This window comes from Clostridioides sp. ES-S-0049-02 (genome assembly GCF_020658465.1).
Lineage (GTDB): Bacteria > Bacillota > Clostridia > Peptostreptococcales > Peptostreptococcaceae > Clostridioides.
The window spans coordinates 214,959-238,838 of record NZ_JACVWG010000004.1; the positions used below are offsets into that span (position 1 = coordinate 214,959).

Consider the following 23,880-nt stretch of genomic DNA (forward strand, 5'->3'; position numbering starts at 1 on the left):
TTAAGATATGCTATAGTATATAGAGCCTAAACTAATAAAGAATTAAAACAATGTATCAAGGAGTTAAAATAATATTGTTTTTATTAAATAAAGATAAGAATCTTTAATTGTGGTAAAATATACTAAAAAATTACTTTAAAAGTGATAAAATTAATTCAAGTAAATATTTTAAAGGGGTGTAGATATGGAAAAGTCAAAAGTATATTTTTGTGACTTATACTCAAATTCGCAAAATAAAAATGTGCCAAACAATGTAAGAAGATTATTTGATACAGCAGGATTCAAAGATTTAATAGAAAAGAATGACCAAGTAGCAATCAAACTTCACTTTGGAGAAAAAGGAAATACTACATATATGAGTCCTGTAGCAGTTAGACAAGTGGTTGATAAGATTAAAGATTGTGAAGGGAAGCCATTTTTAACAGATACAAATACATTATATACAGGGAGTAGAACAAATTCTGTAGACCATCTTACAACAGCTATAGAAAATGGTTTTGCCTATGCAGTGGTAAATGCGCCAGTAATAATTGCAGATGGATTGTACAGTAGAAATTATGAAAATGTACAAATAGATAAAAAACATTTTGAAAGTGTGAAAATAGGTGGCGAAATTTATAATTCTTCTGCAATGATAGTAATGAGTCATTTTAAAGGTCATGAAGCAGCAGGTTTTGGAGGAGCATTAAAAAATTTAGCTATGGGGTGTGCAAGTGCAGCAGGAAAGCAAATGCAACATTCTGATGTTACGCCAGTAGTAAAAGAGAAGAAGTGTGTAGGATGTGGAAAATGTGTTAATTCTTGTCCTACAAAAGCTATAAGTATAGTAGATAAAAAGGCAATTATAGATTCTGATGTGTGTTATGGATGTGGAGAATGTCCAACTGTCTGTCCAACTAGAGCAGTAACTATACAATGGGAAAGTGACTCAGATGTATTTGTTGAAAAGATGGCAGAATACGCTTATGGAGCAGTATCAAACAAAAAAGATAAGGTAGGATATATAACTTTTGTTATGAATGTGACTCCACTTTGTGATTGTGTGCCTTGGTCAGGTAGACCGATTGCACATGATATAGGAATATTAGCATCAACAGACCCAGTAGCGATTGAACAAGCATGCTATGATTTGGTTTGTAAGGAAATGGGTCATGATGTGTTTAAACATGAGCATCCTCATGTAAATGGAACTAGAATAATAGACTATGCGTGTGAAATGGGAATGGGAAATAAAGAATATGAATTAATAAAATTATAAGAATAGTAGGACTTAAATGCATATAATTATTGTAAGAGAAATTTAAAAGTATCAAAGGAGTATGCATTTATGAAAATTTACTATGAGAAAGAAAATAGCAAGAAAGCTAATGTAAACAATATTCCAAGTGTATTTGCATTTAATTTTCTAAGAAACTTTTTAACTAGCAAAGAGTATGAGGAAACTAGAAAAGAATATTTTATAAATAATCTAACAAAAAGTCAGGTTAATCAAGCTATGAAGGATTTAAAATGGCTATTTAGAGAGTATGAAGGCTTAGAGGTTGTTACAATGGAAAGCTTGGATGGAGTTAAGACAAGAATAGTTTTATAAATTAATAAGAATGATTCTTTAATAAAAAATACTGTTTTAATAATGATACGTATAAGATATTATACAAATACTATTTTAGAACAGTATTTTTTTTTCGTAATAGTAAACCTATATATAAAATAAAGTTGACCAATAAATGTTGTCTATGTAATACTATATATAATAAGTAAACTATATAAAAAATATAAGTTGACAAATAGGAGGATATATGGAAAAATACATAGTCAAATTAAAAAATAAAATATTGAGTGGAAAAGAAATAAATTATGAAGAAGCTCTTAATTTAATAAGTATTGACACTAATAACAAAAACAATTTTGATATCTTATTAAAATCTGCAAATGAAATAAGAGAATATTTTATGGGAAGAAAAGTAGATTTATGTACAATAATGAATGCTAAGTCTGGCAAATGTAGTGAAGACTGCAAATTTTGTGCACAATCATCTCATTATAAAACTGGGATAGAAGAATATTCATTACTAGATTATAATGAGATTTTAAAGAGAGGCAAAGAAATGGAAAGTAAAGGAGTACATAGATTCTCTTTAGTTACAAGTGGTAAAGGTATAACAGGAAAAGAGTTTAATGATATTTTAAATATCTATGAAGGATTAAGAGAAAATACTAATTTAAAATTATGTGCATCTCTAGGAATTATAGATTATGAGCAAGCTAAAAAGCTAAAACTAGTAGGTGTGACTACATATCATCATAATGTCGAGACATCTAAAGATAATTTTGATAATATATGTACAACACATACTTATCAAGACAGAATAAGAACAATTAAAGAAGCTAAAAGGGCTGGATTAGATGTATGTGTAGGTGGAATCATTGGGATGAATGAAAGTAAAGAACAAAGACTACAAATGGCTTTTGAAATACGAGAATTAAATGCCAAATCAATTCCAATAAATATTTTAAACCCTATTAAGAATACTCCTATGGAAAATTATGATGTATTAGAGCCTATGGAAATATTAAAAACAACAGCAGTATTTAGATTTATAATTCCTAATGTATACATAAGATATGCTGGTGGAAGGCTATCTTTAAAAGGGTATGACAAAATTGGATTTAATGGTGGTGTAAATTCTGCAATTGTAGGTGATTATTTAACAACTGTGGGAAATGGAATTGAAAATGATAAAAAAATGTTTATAGAACAAGGACTTGAACTTTAATAAAGATTACTTAAATTAATTAATGTACTTTTAAATAATTATAAAAGTATATTAATTTTTTTTTGTATATTAATATAAATGTTAAATTTGAATTATAAATTGCAATATTATGAAAAATAAGAAAAATATCAAAATTTGTATAAAGTAGTTGCAAAGCGAAAAAAGATATGATAGTATCTAGGTAACCGGTTAAGTAAAACGGTTTCCTAAATTGTGGGGGTGAACTTCTTGAGTATAACTATAAAAGAGATTGGTGAATTGGCTGGTGTTTCCAAAACAACTGTATCAAAAGTCATTAATAATAAAGATGAAAATATAAGTCAAGCAACAAGAGAAAAGATTTTAAAAATAATGAAGGAAAAAAATTATGTTCCAAATAAATTAGCACAAAGTTTAGTAACTAAAAGAACAAATACAATAGGACTTCTTATACCAGATATACGAAATCCATTTTTCACAGATGTATCAAGAGGTGTGGAAGATAAAGCTAATGAGGAAGGTTATAATATAATTTTATGTAATACAGATGAAGATGCCAAAAAGGAATATGAAGGGATAAGAACATTATCAGAAAGAATGATAGATGGAATTATATTTGCAGCATCGTCAAACACAAACTGGAAAGAGGCAAATTACAAAGATATAAAAATACCAACAGTATTAATTGATAAGAAAATAAGTATGAATAAAGAAACCTTAAAAGGCATAGTTAAAATAAATAACTTTGAGGGTGCATATATAGCTACAAAACATTTATTAGATATTGGAAATAAGAAAATAATATACTTGAGTGGTCCACTTCAAAATGAAATAGCAATAGATAGATTAGAAGGATATAAAAAAGCTTTAACTGAGTGTAATTTAGATTACAATTCTAATTATGTATTTGAAGGAAAATATAAGATTGAATGGGGGCAAGAATTTATAAAAAATTTAGAAGTGATAGATTTTAATGCGATATTTTGTGCAAATGATTTAATTGCAATAGGTGTTATCAGAGGTCTTCAAGAAAGAGGATTAAATATACCAAACGATGTAAGTGTTGTGGGATTTGATGATATTCAAACTTCTAGTTTAATAAGTCCTCCACTTACAACAGTACGACAACCATCTTATGATATAGGATATAAAGCCAGTGAAATATTAATAAATTGTTTAAGAGGAGATAAGAAAGAATCCTTTGATGAATTAATTTTTAAGGCAGAACTAGTGATAAGAGCTTCAACTAAAGAAAGTAATTAACAGCATGAAAAGCATAAATAGATATGTAAAGGAGTAACGTAATGGGAAACATAGTTGTCATAGGAAGTGTAAATATGGACATGGTATGTTCTGTAGATAAAAGACCAGAAAAAGGAGAAACAATACTAGGTAATAGCTTTTTTACATCACCTGGGGGAAAAGGTGCTAACCAAGCAGTTTCAGCATCTAAGTTAGGTGCAAATGTAAAAATGATATCTTGTGTAGGGGAAGATAGCTTAGGCGAAGAATTGATACGAAATTTTAAAGAGAATAAAGTTGATTATAATTTGATAGCTAGAAATAATCAAAAAAGTTCTGGTGTTGCTGTCATAACACTATGTGAAAATGATAATAGTATTGTTGTTGTGCCAGGAACAAATGAACTAGTAGATATAAACTTAATTAAAAAGAATGAAGAAGAGATAAAGAATGCAGATATAGTATTACTACAGTTAGAGATTCCACTAGAAACAATAAAATATGTAGTAAATTTCTGTTTTGAAAATAATATAAAGGTTTTATTAAATCCAGCACCAGCAATAAGATTAGATGAAGATATAATAGAAAAAGTAACCTATTTAACACCAAATGAACATGAATATAAGATAGTTTTTGACACAGAGGAAAGTATAGAAGAGGTATTAAAAAAACATCCAAATAAACTTGTAGTAACAGAAGGAAAAAATGGAGCTAGATTTTATGATGGTAAAGAAGTAAAACATGTGTCTTGTATAAATGTTGATGTTCAAGATACTACAGGGGCAGGTGATACTTTTAATGGAGCATTGTCAGTAGCTATAACAGAAGGCAAAGACTTATATACAGCAGTAGGGTATGCTGTAGTAGTGTCAGGACTATCTGTAACAAAATTAGGTGCTCAATCTGGAATGCCTTATAGGGAAGATGTTGAAAAATATTTAGATATTAATAAATAAAAATTAAAATTGTTCAAATCTAAAACTATTAAAAATGGAGGGTAATTATGAGAAAAATTTTATCTTTAGGAATTGTTGCAACACTAGCAGTAGGAATGTTAACAGGATGTTCAATGGATGGACCAGGTAAATCAGAAAAGAAGGATAATTCAGCTAAGAAAGATTTAACTATAGGGGTATCTACAATAACTCTTCAACATCAATTTTTTATAGACATTGATGAAGGGATAAAAGAAAAAGCTAAAGAACTAGGTGTAAAAGTCATAGTAAATGACCCAGACCAAGATGTAGCTAAGCAAACATCAGCTATAGAAGATTTTATACAACAGGATGTAGATGGAATGATAGTACTTGGAACAGATAATTCAGCTATAGTACCAGCTGTAGAGGGAGCATTTGAAAAAATGCCTGTAGTTACAGTAGATGCTGTATTAAATACTGAAAATATTACAAGTTATGTTGGAACAGTTAGTTACGATGCTGGTAAAAAATTAGGCGAATACACTAAAAAGTATATAGATGAAAACTTAGGTGGAAAATCAGAAATTGCAATAGTAACAGATTTAAAATCTCAAATACAAATGCAAAGAATAGATGGGTTTAAAGAAGCATTAAAAGGTTCAGCTAATGTTAAAATATTAAACTCACAACCAGGATATGATAGAGAAGAATCTCTTAATACTGTAGAAAACTTAATTCAATCTAATCCAAATGTAGATATAATATATGCAACAGCTGAAAATAGTGTATTAGGAGCTAAAGCTGCACTTGAATCTGCAAAAAATAAGGATGTTAAGATTGTAGGATTTGATTTAACTGATGAAGCAGCAACTGGAATAACAGATGGAACTGTTCTTGCTATGATTCAGCAACAACCTAAAGAAATGGGACGTTTGGCAGTAGAAGCAGTAGTAAAGGCTATAAAAGGTGAAAAGGTAGAGAAAAATATACCAGTACCAGCCTTACTTTATGATAAAGAAAATATAAAAGACTTTAAGAATTAATAAAAAATAAGATTATTTAAAAGAAATCCTATCTAAAAAGGAGTGTCATTATGAGTAATATAATTCTAAAGTTAAGTAATATTGCTAAGGAATTTCCTGGAGTTAGGGCGTTGGATAATGTTAATTTTGAGTTATTTCATGGCGAAGTTCATGCACTACTGGGTGAAAATGGTGCTGGTAAATCAACAATGATAAAGATTTTAACTGGTGCACATGCAAAGACTGCTGGTAAATTTATTTTTGAAGGAAAAGAGATAGAAAATATATCACCAGATATTTCTAAAAAAATAGGTATAAATGCCATATATCAAGAATTAACAGTATTTGATGAATTGACAGTAGCACAAAATATTTTTATGGGAAAAGAAATAAATGGCAAGGTCTTAACTAATGATAAAAAAATGAATGAAGAATCTAAAAAGATTTTTGACAATATGGGAATAGATATAAATCCAAGTAGCTTAGTCAAAGAACTTAGTATAGCTCAAAAGCAAATGGTTGAAATAGCAAGAGTTTTATCATCAGAAACTAAGGTATTGATAATGGATGAGCCAACATCTTCAATAAGTAAAAAAGAAACTGAGATACTTTTTAGACTTATAAATGATTTAAAGAGTAGTGGAGTTAGTATAATATATATTTCTCATAGAATGGAAGAACTTTTTGAGATTTGTGACAGAATAACTATAATGCGAGATGGGAAAACGATTTCGACTTTGAATACCAAAGAAGTATCATCTGAGGAAGAATTAGTTAATTTAATGATAGATAGAAAATTAGACCAATTTTTCCCTAAAAGAAAGGTAGAAATCAAAGAAGAAATTATGAGGGTAGAAAATCTAACTAAAAACAATGTTTTTAATAATGTCAGCTTTAATATAAGAAAAGGAGAAATTTTAGGAATAGGTGGATTAGTTGGAAGCAAGAGAAGTGAAATCGTAGAGGCTGTATTTGGACTTAGAACATATAGTTCTGGGAAAATATATTTAAATAATAAAGAAATTAAATTTAAAACACCATCGGATGCAATTGAAAATGGTTTAGGTTTGATAACAGAAGATAGAAAAGGCACTGGATTATTTTTACAGATGAGTGTCAAAGAAAATACAACTATGGCAGGATTAAAGAAAGTATCTAAATTTAAATCAGTTATAGATAGAAAAAAAGAAAAAGAAGTTTTAGAAAAATACATAGAAGCTTTAAAAATAAAGACTCCACATATGAATCAGGTTATACAGAGCTTAAGTGGTGGTAACCAACAAAAAGCTATAATAGCCAGATGGCTTTTATTACAACCAGACATATTAATTATGGATGAACCGACTAGAGGTATAGATGTAAATGCTAAAGCAGAGATATACAATCTAATGGGTGACTTGGTAGAGGATGGCGTAAGTATCATAATGATATCTTCAGAGATACCAGAGTTGATATCAATGAGTGACAGGATAATGGTTATGAGAGAGGGCCATATAAGTGGCTTTTTAGAAGGTGAAGAAATGGTTGAAAATAATGTATTAAAATTGGCTTTTGGAGGTAAAATTAATGAGTTCAATAACTAAGCATAAAGAAAATGCTTCATCTCCATTATTATCAAAATTAACAAGTGTATTTAAAGACCAGGGGAGTGCAGCTATAGGACTTGTAATAATTTTTATAATAATGAGTGTAGCTTCATCTAATTTTTTGACTTTAGATAATTTAATTAATGTTGGAAGACAAATATCAATAAATGCAATTCTTGCAGTAGGGATGACTTTTGTAATAATTACAGGAGGAATAGACTTAAGTGTAGGAGCAGTAATTGCTTTAGTAGGTACATTTTGGGCTACAACAGTAGTGAATTACAATGCACCTGTATGGGTTGGTATGTTACTGGCATTAGCAATTGGAACAATACTAGGTATCATAAAAGGTGCAATTATTTCGACACAAAAATTACCACCATTTATCGTAACTTTAGCTATGTTGACAATAATAAGTGGAGCAAGCTTTGTGTTTACAGGAGGGAGACCTATATCAGTAAACACAGATGCATTTAAGATGCTTGGTAGAGGATATGTTGGACCAATACCAATACCAGTTATAATTATGATTATAGTCGTAATAGCAGGACATTTTCTCTTAAAAAGAACTGATTTTGGACGCCATGTACATGCTGTAGGTGGGAATGAAGAAGCAGCTAGACTATGTGGAGTAAAAGTAAATAAAGTTATAGTTAAAGTATATGCCTTAGCTGGATTATTAACAGCTTTAGCTGGAATAATATTATCTTCACGTTTAGCATCAGGTTCACCAACTGTTGGAGATGGAGCCGAATTGGATGCTATAGCAGCAGTTGTGCTTGGAGGTACTAATATGATGGGTGGTTCTGGTTCTATAGTAGGTACATGTATAGGTGTTGGAATAATAGGAATATTAGGGAATGGATTAAACCTATTGAGTGTATCTTCATATAATCAGATGATTATAAAAGGTTTGGTAATGTTATTTGCTATATGGATAAATAACATAAAATTAAAAAAATCAGCTAAAGTAAAATAATAAATATTACTTAACTAGTAAGCTATAAGAATTATTAGTTTTGCATAGATGCTAAATAAAAAGGATAGGTATTAAATAAAAAGAAACATTGTAATTTAAGCAGAGGATATTAACTTTGAAATCTTAAATGTGAAAATAAATCTTAGGAGGAAATATGAAAAAAATTCTCTTAGATACATTAAATAGCAATAAAAAAGAATATATATACTATTTAAAAGAGCTTGTAAGTATCAAAACCGAAGATGTAGGTCATGGAATACTAGGTGGATTTGAAAAGGAAGGTCAAGAATATATTGAAAAACTTGCAAATTCCATAGGTTTTAGTGTAAATAGGCAAGAAATGAGCGAAGATTTAATTAAAAAGGCAAAAGACATATATAAAGAAGGTAATCTAGGTCACAATTATGATGATAGATATAATTTAATATGTAAGTACAGTGATAATTTGCCTGGTAAGACAATAGTTTTTAATGGTCATGTAGATACTATGCCACCTGGTGATATAAAAAAATGGAGATATAATCCATATTGTGCTACAGAAGATAAAGGGAAGCTTTATGGACTTGGAACTGCAGATATGAAATCTGGTCTAATAGCTTCAATATTAGCTGTAAAACTTATAAAAGATAGTGGCTTAAATATACCTGGCAATATAAAGGTAATGTCGGTGGTAGATGAAGAAGGCGGAGGAAATGGAACTATAAATGCAGTTATGAATGGAATTGATGGAGATTACTGTGTAATTTGTGAACCATCAGAGAAGGACATAATAATTGCACATATGGGATTTGTATTCTTTGAGGTTGAAGTTAAAGGTGTATCTCTCCACTGTGGAAGTAAGTGGGAAGGTGTAAATGCTATAGAAAAGGCAATGTTATTACTCCAAGATATAAAAGAGTTAGAACATAATTGGCTTATGAGATATAAACATGCTTTATTACCTCCACCTACAATAAATCTAGGCGTAATAAATGGTGGAACAGCAGGCTCTACTGTACCAGATAAATGTGTATTTAATTTATGTGTACATTTCTTGCCAAATACAATGAGTTATGAGCAAGTTGTGGAAGATATAACTAAGGTTATAATGACAAGAGCTGATGGAGATTTGTGGCTTAAAGATAATAAACCAGAGATAAATATATATCAATCAGGATTAGGTTTTGAGATGGAAAAGCAATCTGAATTTATAGTTAATACTCAAAAGATATTAGAAGAAACCTTAGAAAGAAAGCTAAATATAAAGGGGTCAACGGCTGGAAATGATGCAAGACTGATGAAAAACTTAGCTAAAATCCCAACACTAATATTAGGGCCAGGTTCAATAGAACAATGTCATTCAATAGATGAGTATGTTGAAATTCAAGAGTATTTAGACAGTATACTTATGTATGCCAGTCTAATATTAAACTTATAAAAGTAGGAGGAATATATAGATGAAAAAAGTATTAATAGTAGGGGAATCGTGGGTAAAAAATATAACTCATATAAAGGGATTTGACACATTTGTTACAACACATTATGAAGAAGCAGTAAAATGGTTAAAAGAAGCAGTAGAGTCTGGAGGATATGAAGCAGTTCATATGCCTGCACATGTAGCAGCAGACAGTTTTCCATATAAATTGGAAGAGTTAAATGAGTATGATTGTATAATATTATCTGATATAGGTTCTAATACATTCTTATTATCTAATAGTACATTTATAGATTGTAATAGTAAACCAGATAGACTTGAGTTAGTTAAAGAGTATGTAAATAGCGGTGGAGCATTAATCATGGTAGGTGGATATATGTCATTTACAGGTATAGATGCAAAAGCTAGATTTGGAGAAACTGCTATCAAAGATGTATTGCCAATAACAATGATAGATAAAGATGATAGGGTTGAAAAACCAGCAGGAATAACTCCAGTCGTTGTTGATTCTGAACATCCAGTTTTAAAAGATATACCAAAGGAATGGCCACAGTTTTTAGGATATAATAAGACAATAGCTAAAGATAATTGTCCTGTGCTAGCGACTATTGGAGGAGACCCATTTGTAGCCGTTGGCGAATTTGGAAAAGGAAAATCTGCTATCTTTAGTTCTGATTGTGCACCTCATTGGGGTCCAAGAGAATTTACTGATTGGAAATATTATAATAAATTATGGGTTAATATGCTTGATTGGTTAACATGCTAAAAATTTTATAAATTTAAAAGACCTCTTACTTGATAAAGTGTAATTTACAAGTCAAGAGGTTTTCTTATATAAAATGATTATAATATAGAAGCTATTTAAAAAATAATTATTTTATATAATCAAATAATATAATTATTAGTCTTATGGAGGAGAATATGGTTAATATAAATGATTTAAATAAAAAATTTATAATGGATTATATAGATAAAATACAAGGAGAGTTAAGAGATATATCAGATAAAATATGGAAAAATCCAGAACTTCAATATAAAGAATATTATGCTTCAAACTTACAAAAAGAATATTTAAAAAAACATGATTTTAGTGTAGATGAATTAGAGGATATGGATACAGCATTTGTAGCTAGCTATGGAGAAAGTAAGCCAGTTATAGCAGTTTTAGGTGAATATGATGCATTAGATGGTTTGTCTCAAAAAGTATCCATTACAAAAGAACCTATTTCAGATGGTGGTTCGGGTCATGGTTGTGGACATAATTTACTTGGTACGGGTTCAATAGGAGTTGTAATTGCAATAAAGGAACTAATCAAACTAAAAAAATTGAAAGGAACTATAAAATATTATGGATGTCCAGCAGAAGAAGATTTGTCAGGAAAAGTATTAATGATAAAAAAAGGTTTCTTTAATGGAATTGATTGTGCATTTAGTTGGCATCCATTTGATATAAACACTCCAATAAGAATTCCAACTCTTGCTAATTATTCTGTAAAGTTTAGATACAAGGGTGTTAGCGCACATGCAGCACAAGCTCCTTATAACGGAAGAAGTGCACTTGATGCAGTGGAACTTATGAACATAGGCTGTAACTATTTAAGAGAGCATATATTTGATAGCTGTAGAGTTCATTATGTAACTACTAATGGTGGAAAAATGCCAAACATAGTTCCAGACTTTGCAGAAGTATGGTATTACATAAGAGGAGTTAAAATGGAGCATGTAAGAGATGTATTTGACAGAATTGTTGATATAGCAAAAGGAGCAGCATTGATGACTGGTACTAGTATGGAATATAATATTGTAAGTGGAGTATATGACTATATTCCAAATACAATATTAACAGATGTTTTATCAAAAAACATGAAATTGATAGGAGTACAAAAGTATGATGAAGATGACTACTATTTTGCAAAAAAATTAGTTGAAACAGTTTCTATAGATAAAAGAATTAGTGTGTCTAGTGTATTAAGTGGAAACAAGGAAATTACTAAGATGAATCTACATGATGAAGTTACAGATGATACCTTTACTCATAATAACTGTATATCACTATCATTAGATATTGGAGATGTTAGTTACATAACTCCCACAGCACAATGTTCTTGTTCAGTTTGGCCTATTGGTATTTCTGCTCATACATGGCAATCTTGCGCTAGTGCAGGTTCTGACATGGGATTTAAAGCGATGTTGTTAGCATCAAAATCTATAGCATGTTCAATAAATGATGTAATGCTTGATGAATCTATTGTAGATAAAGCAAAAAAGGAATTAAAAGATACTTTAGGCAGTTTTGAATATACTCCAATTATTTAAAAATTAACTTAATGTAAGTAAGATTGAATTGTATGAATTAGTATAAATATATATTGAGAGCCATAGGAACGACTAATTCTAAGACACAGACAAAAGTAAAAATAATTGATTATGGTGGATATACATATACTTTAAAAGAAATACAGGAAAGTTATTTACCAGAGTTGAAGGAAAAGAATTTAATTTCAGGCTCAATAAAAGGACTTATAATTTATAAGTCCTTTTATTATATTTATTCTTTGTTTGTAATTAATTTGATTATCTTAGGCTCAGTTAAATTATAGATTCCTCTGAGAAACAGCATGTAATCTATTATTAAAAATATGTAAGAATAGTTTATAAATATTTGGTTTTCAATATTATTTATTATATCCATTTTATTGATGGATGAGGAATGGCTCTGCCTTCCTTAATTACAGATGTTGTAGGGAAACCGATTGTACAGGCATCAAAGCCATATTCACCTGTTGGTACTCCTAAAATATCGCAAAAATCTTTATTATTACTTAATCTTCCTATTACACTAACAAGTTCAAAACCTAATCCTAAAGCAGTTGCTTTAAGCCACATATTCTGCATAACATGAGATAATGACTTTTGTTCTATGGCTGGTATTCCACGACGTTCTGCCACAATAATAAGATAAGGTGCTGACCCTACACCAAGAACCCCTTTTTTAACTTGCATCTTTAAAGAAGTAATGAAGGATTGTAGAGCGATGTCGTTCTCAGCCTTCTTCTCATGGGTTGATATTTGAGTTTTAATAACATCAACAAGAATAGTTTTTATTTTATCCATTTGTAAACTGTTATTTGAGATAACAAAGAAATGTCTGAAATCTGTTTGTTTTGCTACTGCAAGTATTGCATAAGGTGCAAGTCTTCCAGTTTCAATTATTTTTTCAACCAGTTCTTTTGAAGGTACTTCTTTTGTAAAACTTCTTATGGATCTTCGAGTTCTTAATAGCATATCCAAAACTTCATTAACATTGTTTTTATCTAAATTGTTCATTTTTATCCTCCATTAATACTATTCTTAAGATATCCCATAATGCATCCATATAAAGGCGAAATTTTAGGTCATATTAAACATTTACTTCAAATCAATTCGCTATTTTTTATGAACATATTGTTGATTAATAATCTATATGTATATTATAATATGTATATTGATTTATGCAATGAACAATAATATTTAAATTGTTAAGTAATAAACATTTAATATAAAATTGTCAATTAAAATTAAAAAAATTTATATAGAGCGAGGAAATAATTCATGAAAAAAGTATCTGTTGATAGAAGAACAATACGTACTAAAAAAATGATTAGGTCTGCATTAGCAGAGTTAATAGATGAGAAAGGATTTAACAATATATCAGTTACTGACTTAACTCAAAGGGCAGATATAAATAGAGGAACCTTCTACCTGCATTATGTTGATAAGTATGACTTGTTAGAGAAAATTGAAAATGAAATAATACAGGAAATTGAAGAAGAGACTAAGCACCTTGATTCAGTCAACATGATGAACATGGATGCCTCAAATGAACCTCTTCCATTTATGGTAAAGCTTTTTGAATATTTTAGAAAAAATTCAGTAATTATTAAATCTATTTTAGGTCCAAAAGGTGACCCTACCTTTGAAAGAAAAATAAAAAAATTTATTGAAATCAATTTGTTTGAGAAACAAAAATTAAAAAATTTTAACATAGATGAGGCAATAATTTCGGAAGAATATTTTATACAATATATACTTTCAGCGGACTTAGGAGTAATTCAATATTGGCTCGAAAAAAACATGAAAGAATCTCCTGATGAAATGGCACTGATACTTGCTAGAATGTCGTTACTTGGTCCATTAAGAGCATTAGGTATTCGTAAAGACTCATAAAAACCATCAGAAAAATAATTCTAAACAATGAATTATAATTTTATTAATGATATAATAATAATTAATAAAAAATAGAGAAATAATGACTTGTTCAAATGCAAAGGATATACTACTGTTAAATGATATAAGTAACTTAGAGATAACACATAGTAAGTCAAAAGGATATATAACATTAGTAAGTAAAAAAGAGTAAAAACTTACATAATGTACTATATAATAAATGATTTAGAAAATAAATATAATGAGTTTATAGATAACAAAGTAAATATTTATGTAAGTCACAATACTTTTTATAAACCATAAAGAAGTATTGTGAATATAAAAGAGTTAAATGCGATATTTATAGATATAGATTGTTACAATACAAATTATAATTTATTATATAAAAAGTAGTACAAGAAGGAGTATTTATGTTTGGATATGTTAAAATAAACAAAATGGATTTAACATTTAGAGAATATGACCATTACAAAGCTTATTATTGTGGGTTATGTAAATATCTAAAAAGAAATCATGGAGAAATCTCAAGGTTTTCTTTAAACTACGATATAACATTTCTAATTATCTTATTAACTTCAGTATATAAGCCAGAGTCTATAAGTACAGAAGAAGTGTGTGTAGTCAGTCCATTTAAGAAGAAAAAGATAATAACAAATGATATTACCGAATATGCAGCAAGTATGAATGTTCTTTTAACGTATTATAAATTGGAAGATAATTTAATGGATGATAAACGCATAAAAGATAAATTAGCATATTATATATATAAAAACAAATTAAACTTAGCCTATGAGAAATATCCTGAAAAAGCTGAGTATATAAAGCAACAATTAAATGAATTAAATAAGTTGGAAAAGGACAAAAATATAAATATAGATGAAGTGTCTAATGTCTTTGGAAATATAATGGGAGAAGTATTTGCATATAAAAAAGATGAAAATGAGAGAAATCTAAGAATGATAGGCTTTAATATAGGTAAATATATATATTTACTAGATGCATATGAAGATTTAGATGAAGATTTTAAGAAAGGAAGATATAATCCTTTTATAGAATATATAGATAAAAATGATGAGTTAAAAGAAAAAGTAAAAAAAATAATTGTAACATCATTAGGTTTTTTAGCTAGGGGAATTGATAATTTAAATCTAAATAAAAACGTTGGAATAATAGAAAATATAATTTATTCTGGAGTTTATTTAAGATACATGAATATATTAGAAAGTAGAGGTGGAAAGAATGTACAGTAATACTTATAATAATGAAAATTTTATGAGAGCAAGAGCTTTTATGGAAAATAGTGAATTTAAAAAAGCCTATGATTTTTTAAAAACATTAACTGACAAATGTGCAGAGTGGTATTATCTAACTGGTTTTTCTGCGATGAATATTGGATATTATGAAGAAGGAGAAGACTTCTTAAAGAGAGCAAAATTCATGGAGCCTGAAAATCAAGAATACAATGATGCACTTAGAAGTTATACACAATATAGAAATGAATATAACAATAGAGCTGATAATTATAATAGAAGAAGACGTAATGATTTAGATGGATGTTGTTGCTGTTGTTGTGATGACTGTTGTTGCTGTCTAGGTGATGATTGTTGTGAAAACTGCGCTAAACTTTGGTGTCTAGATTCCTGTTGTGAATGTTTTGGTGGAGATTTAATATCTTGTTGTTAGGATGATAAATATGAGTATAAAAGTTGCTTATGGAGGAGTTTTATTAGCATTAAATGTGATACTGTTAACTCTTACAAATATTATTCCTGTAAATACATTGTTTATTATGGGGTTAGCATCGCTTTTAGTATCAATTGTAATAATGGAATGGGGATTTAAAAGTGGAATTGCTTTTTATATAGGTTCTGTAGCATTAGGATTTATAGTAATGGCAAGTAAATCTCAATGGATTGTATATTCTCTTACTTTTGGGATATATGGTATTGTTAAATATTTTATAGAAAAAGATAGGTCAATATATATTGAGTATCTTATGAAAGTAGTATTTGCAAATATAATGATAGTTATATTGTACTTTATATTAAGGACAATAGTTTATATTCCAATAAATATTATTATAGTAGCTTCATTTGAGGTAGCCTTTATAATATATGATTATGTATATAGTTCTTTTATAGAGTATTACAATAATAGACTAAGAAAGATGTTATTTAAAAATAACAACTGACTTAATGTTTTACTTTAGAATGGTTTTAATTTTTATATGAATAATACATTTGCAAAGGTACATTGAAATATAAAAATAGAATTAACATATGTATGAGTTTATTTAATAAAAAAGGCTTTGATTTTTATATCAGAGTCTTTTTATGTTGTTATACAAACTTTTAATGTTTTAGCAATAACAATTTTTATATTTGAAATAGATACTTACCATCTATGAACTAAAATATATAATATGAATAAAAATAAAGGATATCACTTCAATGATGACATCCTTTATTATAATAAGACTTTTGTTGTATAAGTCTTTAAAAGAGCTAATATAAATTAAATATCTACCATATTCACATCTGTAGATAAAGAATAGATAATGTCTTTTCTTTCTACTATTATTTCAACATTTTTAGAAATTTCCTTATTAAGTGATATTTGAGCCAAAAGTTCTTTTGTAGGATTTATTGCGATTGGATTTCCAACTCTTTTTAGCATATTTATATCGCCATTAGTATCTCCATAAGCGTACGAATTTGATAGGTCTAAATCATATTTTACAACAAAATCATTTATAGCGTTATTTTTACTTATAGAATCCCACATTGGTATGACTGTTCCTGTAAATATATCATCTTCAAATACATAATCACTTCCTAAGAAGTCAGTTACATTGTATTTTTTAGCCATTTTTTCAACCAAAAACCCAGGGCTGCCAGAAATAAAGATAACTATGTGACCTTGATTTAAATGCCAATCTATTCTTGAACGTGTGTATTTATAAACTCTATCTGCTTTTAATTTAATTACTTGGTCACTTGTAAAATTAATGCAAGTTTTGTCTAAGCCTTTTAAGGAGTCAACATAAAGATTACATATTTCTAGTAAGTAATCATCATAGTTGCCTTGTCTTTTATCCCAATCCATAAATGTATCTCTGGCGTGTTTATACCAATTTTTTTGGTCAATTATATCATATTTAATTAATTTCTTAAAATGTTCAACCATAAGAGAGTCCCTATAAAGAGTACCATCTATATCAAAAAAAGCTGCTATATTTTTCATAAAAACCACCTCAATTAATCATTTCCTTATATTATATTATAAATTATACCTAAGTTGTTAAAATATATGTATAATAATTTATATATTAAAAAACAAAGATTTTAAATTTTAAAGGACGTGATTGTATGAATTTTAATTTTGCAAAGGTTACAAATTCTAGACTTATGGGGAGCTTGGGTCTTATAATAAATTGGATAGACAATAAAAACAATCACTTTTGTCAATATTTTTTATTGGATGCAGAAGGATTAGGTCTGGCGGATTATGTGAGTTTAAAAAATCCAACACAAGAAGAAGCTTATAGGGAAGAAGAAAGATTAATGGGTGGATTTGGCTCAGATAGAATTGGATTAACAGAGGAGGAATCTCTGTTTTTAGTATCTTATTTTGGAAATAAGAATATTTGTTATAACAAGATATTGCCAGGAGATAAATGTGAATACATTGACATTATAAAAAATTATAAAACAGATTTAACTATAGAAAAATTATATAATAAAATATGTAAAAGAGTTGATGAGGAAGTTGAATTCATAAACTATATGACTATGAGGTTTATAGCATGGGATAGAGAAAGCTTAAGATACTTTTCAGGAAGTGAAGAGATTGCAAATATGCATATTACAAATATCAATGGTACATTACTTAAAAATACAGTAAGTAATAAAGGACAAGGTAGGTATATTAGTGAGGCTTTATATGAAGATAATGATGGGTATTATACATGTAAAATAGCCTTTTGTATAAGTAAATGTAATGATACTGGTTTTAAAATCAATTCTATGCTAGTAACAGATAAAGAGCCTATGTACGATTTTGAAGTTTTTGATGAAATTTCTAAGAGTGAATTTGTAAGTGTATATAGCGTAAGTTCACCTGAGGAATTTGCAAAAGTATTTTATGAAGAAAATCCGTTCTTATTAAAAAGTAATATGAATGAAGGTATATTTTTTACTAGATTTAATTTTAATAATGACCATGTTAAAGAAAATGTATATATAATAAATAATGATATGAAAGCTATATATTACTTAATGGGAAACAAGTTTTTTATAGGGACTTATAGTGATAATGATTGTAATTGTATTAATGAAATAAGTCAGTCTAATTATAGCAAATATATTAAATTTGAAGAGAAATTTTTCTTTGAGCAAAATGCTTTATACGATTTTGCAGAGTCAGATTCAATAGACTTTGATGATTTTTTGGAATAGTATATGATTTTTGACATTATTTAAGCGAGATTAACTGAATTTAATCTCGCTTAAATTTATTTCTATAATATTGGGGGAATATTATGAGGAATACATTTATTATTGTGGTCAATTATTAAAATTTTATACAATTTATATAAAAATATTTTATTTCTTTTTTTTATAATATTTGCCAATATTGGTTTTTAGCATACCGTATCTAAACATATTACTAGATATATAGGGAGTAAGATATATTTTATGATTGTTATATGATGAAGCAATGAAGTTTTATAATGAAAATAAAATAATCTTAAAGAGTTATGAATGATAGTTATAATAAAATTACTAGCTTTTATTTATTTGTAAATATATTAGAATCATACCAGTTCCAGAAAAGTAAAATACACATATTTTATTCAAAATAATGCCTACTATAAACAAGATAATGACTTGTTAGAGTCATTATAACATAGAGTTAGTAAACTTAAGTTGAGAACTGCCAAATAAATCCAAAAACTATGAGAAAGAGTGTAGACCATGTATCCTTGACAATCTAAAAGAGAAGAAAATGCCAGCATGTTTTTTGGTATAGTTAATGAAGATATAAGTGATGTAATTGATTACTCCATTCAAGGATTTGTGGGTTACTTCCATAAACATCAAACAAATAGTGATATGCAGGGATATTTTTTAAGTATTAAGTTAAATGTAAATAAAAAATCAGATAAAATTTTATTTTATCTGATTTTTTATTTACATTTATTTTATTAGATTATGTTAATATTTTTTGACTAAATAAAAGGATATTCAATCAAAATTTTATACCTATAATAATATTGGGGGAATATTATGAGGAATACATTTACTATTATGTTCAATTATTAAGGTCTTATACAATTTATTTAAAAAATAAAAATATTTTACATTTCTTCCTCATCAAACTCCTCAATATTAGTTTGTGGCATGCCTTGTATAGACATATTACTAGAACCATAAGGAGTCGGATACATGTTAGAAGGCATATTACTAGGCATAACTACAGGCATACCATTCATTGTATTATGACATATAACACCTGGTATCATCATAAGTACATTAGGAGGCATATTTTGATTACATGATAAGTTAGGAATACCCATGTTATTCATATTATATCCCATATTATTCATGTTGCCAGACATGTTATTCATATTATACCCCATATTATTCATGTTGCCAGACATATTGTTAGGCATACCCATATTGTTATTCATGTTACCAGACATGTTATTAGGCATACCCATATTATTATTCATGTTACTAGACATGCTGTTAGGCATACCCATATTATTATTCATGTTACCAGACATGCTGTTAGGCATACCCATATTGTTATTCATGTTACCAGACATATTAGTGGGTACACCCATATTGTTCATATTATTAGATGTATTATAGTTCATGTTGTTAGGCATATTGTTTGGAGTAGATGTGTTGTAGTTCATATTTCCAGATGTATTATTTGTGTTAGGCAAGTTGTTTGGAGAATTACTACTTTTAGGATAATTATTTACGCTATTAGGATAAATGTTACTTATATTCTGATTATTAGGTATTTTTGTATAACCACTAGGGATTTGTGGGTCATTTCTCAACTCATCTTGAGGAATTTCTTCATTAGTAATATAATCTGCATAATTAGCAGGGTCTAAGTAAGGCATGTAGCTAGTATCTAAGTTCTTTTTTTTCTTATTACTCATATTAAACTTGCACCTCCTAGAAAAACTATAAAAAAGTTTACAAAAACTTATTCTAATAATATATATATTAAAAAACTCCATAATATGTGCATTCTAATTATTATTAAATAAATAAAAAAATATTGTTGCGAAATTAGATATAATAGCATATAATGAACATATGAACAGTTATTCATATATTAAAATAATGGAGGATTATATAATGAGAGAAGAGATAAATGATTGTAGTTGTAATATAATACATGAGGAAATAGTAACAGAAGCTAAGTCAACTATGCCAGATGAAGAAATGTTATATGATTTAGCAGAATTATTTAAAGTATTTGGAGATACTACTAGAGTAAAGATATTATATGCATTATTTGCAAATGAAATGTGTGTATGTGATATAGCAAGTTTATTAAATATGACTCACTCTGCAATATCTCACCAACTTAGAGTATTAAAACAGGCTAGGTTAGTAAAATTTAGAAGAGAAGGAAAGACGGTATATTACTCATTAGATGATAGCCATATAAGTCAAATATTTGACTGTGGATTAAATCATATTAGAGAGACTTATAAATGATAAATGAGAGGAGTGAATATATATGGAAGCAAATAATATAATTAAAAAGGAATTTGTATTAGGAGGATTGAATTGTGCGCATTGTGCAGAAGAGATTAACAACAAAGTTTCTAAGCTACAAGAGGTTAAGTCTTCTAATCTAAATTTTATAAATAAAAAACTTACAGTAAATATAGAAAATAGTTTTGATGAAGAAAATACTATAGAAAAGATAATAGAGATAATAGATTCAACAGAACCAGGACTTAATATACAAATAAGCTCTAAAGACAATACAATAGCCAACAAAACATCAGCTAAAAAGGAGCTTATATTAGGAGGGTTAAATTGTGCACATTGTGCAGAAGAGATTAACAACAAAGTTTCTAAACTAAAAGAGGTTGAATCTTCTAATTTGAATTTTGTAAATAAAAAACTTACAGTAAACATAATAAGTACTTTTGAAGAAGATGCTGTTATAAATAAAATAAAAGAAATAATAGACTCAACAGAACCAGGACTTGATATACAAGTAGAGTCTTCTGACAAAACAAAATCTAGAACGGTTGAAAAGTCAGAAACTGTGAGCGATACAAATAAAAAAGAATTAATTCCACTTATAATAGGAGCTCTTGTATATATTTTTGGTATATATCAAACAGCAACAGGATTTGAAAGTCAATTTAGCAATATAGTATTTATAGTTGCTTATGTGATAGTAGGTGGAGATGTACTTTTAAGAGCAATAAGAAATATATCAAAAGGAAGAGTATTTGATGAAAACTTCTTAATGGCTCTAGCAACAGTAGGGGCATTATTAATAGGAGAACTATCAGAAGCAGTAGGAGTTATGCTTTTCTATAAGGTAGGAGAGTATTTACAAGGTGTTGCGGTTGGAAAGTCTAGAAAGTCTATAACTTCACTTATGCAAATAAGACCAGATTATGCAAACCTAAAAGTTAACTCTGAAGTGAAAGTAGTATCTCCAGAAGAAGTAAATATAGGTGATATAATAGTAGTAAAACCTGGTGAAAAAGTGCCATTGGATGGTGTAGTAGTAGATGGAGTATCTATGTTAGACACTTCTGCACTTACAGGTGAGTCTGTATTAAGGGAAGTTGAAAAAGGAGACGAAATTTTATCAGGTGTTATAAATAAGAATGCTTTACTTACTATTGAGGTTACAAAGAGCTTTGGAGAGTCAACAGTTTCAAAAATACTTGACCTTGTTGAAAATTCTAGCATTAAAAAATCAAAAACAGAAAATTTTATATCTAAATTTTCAAGATACTATACTCCAGTAGTAGTTATAGCTGCTTTATTGATAGCATTTGTACCACCACTTGTTATTTCAGGTGAAGTATTTAGTGATTGGCTATACAGAGGGTTGATATTTTTAGTTGTTTCTTGTCCTTGTGCATTAGTTTTATCAATACCACTTAGTTTCTTTAGTGGGATTGGATTTGCATCTAAAAATGGAATACTTATAAAGGGAAGTAATTACTTAGAGGCTTTAAGAAGTGTAGATACAGTAGTGTTTGACAAAACAGGAACTCTTACTAAAGGTGTGTTTAATGTAACTAAGTTAAATCCTGTGGGAATATCAGAAGAAGAATTATTGCAATATGCAGCTCTTGCAGAAGTAAATTCAAATCATCCAATAGCAAAGTCTATATTAAGCTACTATAGTAAAAAAATTGATTTAAATACAATAGATAGTTATGAGGAAATAGCAGCCTATGGAATCAGAGTAAAATACAATGGTCAACTTATATTGGCAGGTAATGAAAAACTTATGAAAAAGGAAAATATACTCTATTCACCAGCTAAAGAAGTAGGAACAGTAGTGTATATTGCTGTTGATAAAATGTATAGAGGTTATATAGTTATATCTGATGAGATAAAAGAAGATAGTAAAAATGCCATAAGAAGTTTAAAATCAATAGGAGTAAAAAAAGTTGTAATGTTAACTGGAGATAATGAAAAAGTAGCAAAAAACATTGCTAAAGAGTTGGAGTTAGATACAGTTTACTCTAATTTACTTCCTAATGAAAAGGTAGATAGACTAGAAGAGTTGTATGAAGGTAGAACAGAAAAAGAAAAAATAGCTTTTGTTGGTGATGGAATAAATGATGCACCAGTTTTAGCCAGAGCGGATGTTGGTATAGCAATGGGAGGTTTAGGTTCAGATGCAGCTATTGAAGCAGCAGATGTGGTACTTATGACAGATGAACCAAGTAAAATATCTAAAGCCATTGAAATAGCAAATAAGACTAATAAGATAGTATGGCAAAATATAATATTTGCTCTAGGTGTAAAAGTTATAGTTATGGCATTAGGAGCTGGAGGAATAGCTACTATGTGGGAGGCTATATTTGCTGATGTAGGGGTAGCACTTATTGCAGTACTAAATGCTATGAGAGCTATGAGATAATATGTAAGTTAAAAATGAATAGATTATAATATTAAAAGATAGATAATAAAAGAAGAAGTATTGATAAGTTTATTCTAACTGTATTAATACTTCTTCTTTTATTATTATATTTATTTACATTTATTTCTATATTCTTATTTATTGTCTGTATTTTCTACTGTATTTTTTCAATCTATATAGGGATAATTCTATTATAACTGTTGAATTTGTATATAGAAATATTTAAAATATTAATAGTTAAGATAAGCAAATGTGATTTTTTATAAAAAATTATAAATATATTAAAATTGATTGAGACTATGGTATTACTACATTATGATGGAATATATGACAATGGAAATTAAAAAAACTTAAAAAAAAATTTAAAAAGTGTTGACGAATTATTTTTAAGGTGATATAGTATTACTTGTCCTTAAGAAAAGGGCAAACATGAAAAATGAACTTTGAAAATTAAACAGTAGGTTAATTTATAAAAACAAGAAACAAACCATAAAGCCAGATATTTAGATAACAATAGTATCTGAGCCTGATAAACTTTTATTTGAGAGTTTGATCCTGGCTCAGGATGAACGCTGGCGGCGTGCCTAACACATGCAAGT

Annotated in this window: 23 protein-coding genes and 1 rRNA gene; 21 read left to right on the top strand and 3 right to left on the bottom strand. The window is 28.3% G+C overall.

What is annotated here, in order from left to right:
* Window positions 1-184: 184 nt before the first annotated feature.
* The 12 genes from IC213_RS12315 to IC213_RS12370 all read left to right on the top strand — a co-directional run bounded on the left by IC213_RS12315 (window position 185) and on the right by IC213_RS12370 (window position 12,516).
* Window positions 185-1,258, top strand: a complete 1,074-nt coding sequence (locus tag IC213_RS12315) for a DUF362 domain-containing protein (RefSeq protein WP_227434710.1) — start codon at window positions 185-187, stop codon at window positions 1,256-1,258.
* A gap of 69 nt (window positions 1,259-1,327) precedes the next feature.
* Window positions 1,328-1,591: a hypothetical protein gene (locus tag IC213_RS12320; RefSeq protein WP_021382847.1), complete on the top strand. Its 264-nt coding sequence runs from the start codon at window positions 1,328-1,330 to the stop codon at window positions 1,589-1,591.
* A 208-nt stretch (window positions 1,592-1,799) separates the two neighbouring features.
* Window positions 1,800-2,777 carry a biotin synthase BioB gene (gene bioB, locus IC213_RS12325; RefSeq protein ID WP_227863122.1) on the top strand — a complete coding sequence of 326 codons (978 nt, stop codon included), beginning with the start codon at window positions 1,800-1,802 and terminating at the stop codon, window positions 2,775-2,777.
* A gap of 219 nt (window positions 2,778-2,996) precedes the next feature.
* A complete protein-coding gene (locus IC213_RS12330) occupies window positions 2,997-4,019 on the top strand; it encodes a LacI family DNA-binding transcriptional regulator (RefSeq protein ID WP_227824800.1) in 1,023 nt (340 codons plus the stop codon).
* A 41-nt stretch (window positions 4,020-4,060) separates the two neighbouring features.
* Entirely contained in the window at window positions 4,061-4,954 is an 894-nt protein-coding gene (gene rbsK / locus IC213_RS12335; RefSeq protein WP_227434713.1) for a ribokinase, read from the top strand.
* Window positions 4,955-5,001: 47 nt separating this feature from the next.
* Window positions 5,002-5,958 carry a substrate-binding domain-containing protein gene (locus IC213_RS12340; protein ID WP_227434714.1) on the top strand — a complete coding sequence of 319 codons (957 nt, stop codon included), beginning with the start codon at window positions 5,002-5,004 and terminating at the stop codon, window positions 5,956-5,958.
* A gap of 50 nt (window positions 5,959-6,008) precedes the next feature.
* Entirely contained in the window at window positions 6,009-7,520 is a 1,512-nt protein-coding gene (locus IC213_RS12345) for a sugar ABC transporter ATP-binding protein (protein WP_227836502.1), read from the top strand.
* A complete protein-coding gene (locus IC213_RS12350) occupies window positions 7,504-8,502 on the top strand; it encodes an ABC transporter permease (protein WP_227434716.1) in 999 nt (332 codons plus the stop codon). Before IC213_RS12345 ends, IC213_RS12350 begins: the two co-directional genes overlap by 17 nt.
* A 154-nt stretch (window positions 8,503-8,656) precedes the next feature.
* Complete coding sequence (locus tag IC213_RS12355) at window positions 8,657-9,919, top strand: ArgE/DapE family deacylase (protein WP_227863123.1); 1,263 nt, start codon at window positions 8,657-8,659, stop codon at window positions 9,917-9,919.
* Window positions 9,920-9,938: 19 nt separating this feature from the next.
* Entirely contained in the window at window positions 9,939-10,682 is a 744-nt protein-coding gene (locus tag IC213_RS12360) for a glutamine amidotransferase (protein ID WP_227434718.1), read from the top strand.
* A gap of 164 nt (window positions 10,683-10,846) precedes the next feature.
* On the top strand, window positions 10,847-12,232 hold the full coding sequence (locus IC213_RS12365) for a M20 family metallopeptidase (protein WP_413926675.1): 1,386 nt from the start codon (window positions 10,847-10,849) through the stop codon (window positions 12,230-12,232).
* A gap of 53 nt (window positions 12,233-12,285) precedes the next feature.
* The gene (locus IC213_RS12370; protein WP_227863124.1) at window positions 12,286-12,516 is read left to right on the top strand and encodes a hypothetical protein; all 231 of its coding nucleotides are present in this window, start codon (window positions 12,286-12,288) and stop codon (window positions 12,514-12,516) included.
* 82 nt (window positions 12,517-12,598) lie between these two features.
* Here the strand turns inward: IC213_RS12370 and IC213_RS12375 are convergent, their stop codons facing one another.
* Entirely contained in the window at window positions 12,599-13,243 is a 645-nt protein-coding gene (locus IC213_RS12375) for a nitroreductase family protein (protein WP_227863125.1), read from the bottom strand.
* A gap of 264 nt (window positions 13,244-13,507) precedes the next feature.
* Here IC213_RS12375 and IC213_RS12380 point away from each other — a divergent pair, with 264 nt between their 5' ends.
* From IC213_RS12380 to IC213_RS12395, 4 genes are all read left to right on the top strand, one after another.
* Window positions 13,508-14,122 carry a TetR/AcrR family transcriptional regulator C-terminal domain-containing protein gene (locus tag IC213_RS12380; RefSeq protein ID WP_227851714.1) on the top strand — a complete coding sequence of 205 codons (615 nt, stop codon included), beginning with the start codon at window positions 13,508-13,510 and terminating at the stop codon, window positions 14,120-14,122.
* A gap of 410 nt (window positions 14,123-14,532) precedes the next feature.
* On the top strand, window positions 14,533-15,372 hold the full coding sequence (locus IC213_RS12385; protein ID WP_227434722.1) for a DUF5685 family protein: 840 nt from the start codon (window positions 14,533-14,535) through the stop codon (window positions 15,370-15,372).
* Entirely contained in the window at window positions 15,362-15,805 is a 444-nt protein-coding gene (locus IC213_RS12390) for a hypothetical protein (protein ID WP_227434723.1), read from the top strand. The genes IC213_RS12385 and IC213_RS12390 overlap by 11 nt, the downstream gene beginning before the upstream one ends.
* A gap of 10 nt (window positions 15,806-15,815) precedes the next feature.
* Window positions 15,816-16,313, top strand: coding sequence for a hypothetical protein (locus tag IC213_RS12395; RefSeq protein WP_227863126.1), 498 nt, complete (start codon window positions 15,816-15,818; stop codon window positions 16,311-16,313).
* A 323-nt stretch (window positions 16,314-16,636) separates the two neighbouring features.
* On the opposite strand, the gene IC213_RS12400 is transcribed toward IC213_RS12395, so the two are convergent.
* Complete coding sequence (locus IC213_RS12400; RefSeq protein ID WP_227434725.1) at window positions 16,637-17,365, bottom strand: HAD family hydrolase; 729 nt, start codon at window positions 17,363-17,365, stop codon at window positions 16,637-16,639.
* A gap of 125 nt (window positions 17,366-17,490) precedes the next feature.
* Here IC213_RS12400 and IC213_RS12405 point away from each other — a divergent pair, with 125 nt between their 5' ends.
* Together IC213_RS12405 and IC213_RS21330 are read left to right on the top strand one after the other, a co-directional pair.
* A complete protein-coding gene (locus IC213_RS12405) occupies window positions 17,491-18,579 on the top strand; it encodes a hypothetical protein (RefSeq protein ID WP_227434726.1) in 1,089 nt (362 codons plus the stop codon).
* A gap of 478 nt (window positions 18,580-19,057) precedes the next feature.
* A complete protein-coding gene (locus IC213_RS21330) occupies window positions 19,058-19,153 on the top strand; it encodes a DUF6485 family protein (protein WP_227483497.1) in 96 nt (31 codons plus the stop codon).
* 328 nt (window positions 19,154-19,481) lie between these two features.
* Here the strand turns inward: IC213_RS21330 and IC213_RS12415 are convergent, their stop codons facing one another.
* Complete coding sequence (locus IC213_RS12415) at window positions 19,482-20,300, bottom strand: hypothetical protein (RefSeq protein WP_227863127.1); 819 nt, start codon at window positions 20,298-20,300, stop codon at window positions 19,482-19,484.
* 202 nt (window positions 20,301-20,502) lie between these two features.
* Between IC213_RS12415 and IC213_RS12420 the strand changes: the two genes are divergently transcribed.
* The 3 genes from IC213_RS12420 to IC213_RS12430 form a co-directional block, all read left to right on the top strand.
* On the top strand, window positions 20,503-20,868 hold the full coding sequence (locus IC213_RS12420; RefSeq protein WP_227434729.1) for an ArsR/SmtB family transcription factor: 366 nt from the start codon (window positions 20,503-20,505) through the stop codon (window positions 20,866-20,868).
* Window positions 20,869-20,890: 22 nt separating this feature from the next.
* Entirely contained in the window at window positions 20,891-23,281 is a 2,391-nt protein-coding gene (locus IC213_RS12425; protein ID WP_227824796.1) for a heavy metal translocating P-type ATPase, read from the top strand.
* Between the two features lie 537 nt (window positions 23,282-23,818).
* Window positions 23,819-23,880: ribosomal RNA gene (locus tag IC213_RS12430) — 16S ribosomal RNA — on the top strand; the annotation flags it as partial.

Excerpts from the sequence above, each read along its gene's own strand:
- IC213_RS12355 (WP_227863123.1), top strand. The coding sequence starts at position 8,657 with ATGAAAAAAATTCTCTTAGATACATTAAATAGCAATAAAAAAGAATAT.
- IC213_RS12425 (WP_227824796.1), top strand. The coding sequence starts at position 20,891 with ATGGAAGCAAATAATATAATTAAAAAGGAATTTGTATTAGGAGGATTG.
- IC213_RS12415 (WP_227863127.1), bottom strand. The coding sequence starts at position 20,300 with ATGAGTAATAAGAAAAAAAAGAACTTAGATACTAGCTACATGCCTTAC.
- IC213_RS12375 (WP_227863125.1), bottom strand. The coding sequence starts at position 13,243 with ATGAACAATTTAGATAAAAACAATGTTAATGAAGTTTTGGATATGCTA.
- bioB (WP_227863122.1), top strand. The coding sequence starts at position 1,800 with ATGGAAAAATACATAGTCAAATTAAAAAATAAAATATTGAGTGGAAAA.
- IC213_RS12380 (WP_227851714.1), top strand. The coding sequence starts at position 13,508 with ATGAAAAAAGTATCTGTTGATAGAAGAACAATACGTACTAAAAAAATG.
- IC213_RS12320 (WP_021382847.1), top strand. The coding sequence starts at position 1,328 with ATGAAAATTTACTATGAGAAAGAAAATAGCAAGAAAGCTAATGTAAAC.
- IC213_RS12340 (WP_227434714.1), top strand. The coding sequence starts at position 5,002 with ATGAGAAAAATTTTATCTTTAGGAATTGTTGCAACACTAGCAGTAGGA.
- IC213_RS12360 (WP_227434718.1), top strand. The coding sequence starts at position 9,939 with ATGAAAAAAGTATTAATAGTAGGGGAATCGTGGGTAAAAAATATAACT.
- IC213_RS12345 (WP_227836502.1), top strand. The coding sequence starts at position 6,009 with ATGAGTAATATAATTCTAAAGTTAAGTAATATTGCTAAGGAATTTCCT.
- IC213_RS12405 (WP_227434726.1), top strand. The coding sequence starts at position 17,491 with ATGAATTTTAATTTTGCAAAGGTTACAAATTCTAGACTTATGGGGAGC.
- IC213_RS12385 (WP_227434722.1), top strand. The coding sequence starts at position 14,533 with ATGTTTGGATATGTTAAAATAAACAAAATGGATTTAACATTTAGAGAA.
- IC213_RS12390 (WP_227434723.1), top strand. The coding sequence starts at position 15,362 with ATGTACAGTAATACTTATAATAATGAAAATTTTATGAGAGCAAGAGCT.
- IC213_RS12400 (WP_227434725.1), bottom strand. The coding sequence starts at position 17,365 with ATGAAAAATATAGCAGCTTTTTTTGATATAGATGGTACTCTTTATAGG.
- IC213_RS12350 (WP_227434716.1), top strand. The coding sequence starts at position 7,504 with ATGAGTTCAATAACTAAGCATAAAGAAAATGCTTCATCTCCATTATTA.
- IC213_RS12420 (WP_227434729.1), top strand. The coding sequence starts at position 20,503 with ATGAGAGAAGAGATAAATGATTGTAGTTGTAATATAATACATGAGGAA.
- IC213_RS12395 (WP_227863126.1), top strand. The coding sequence starts at position 15,816 with ATGAGTATAAAAGTTGCTTATGGAGGAGTTTTATTAGCATTAAATGTG.
- rbsK (WP_227434713.1), top strand. The coding sequence starts at position 4,061 with ATGGGAAACATAGTTGTCATAGGAAGTGTAAATATGGACATGGTATGT.
- IC213_RS12315 (WP_227434710.1), top strand. The coding sequence starts at position 185 with ATGGAAAAGTCAAAAGTATATTTTTGTGACTTATACTCAAATTCGCAA.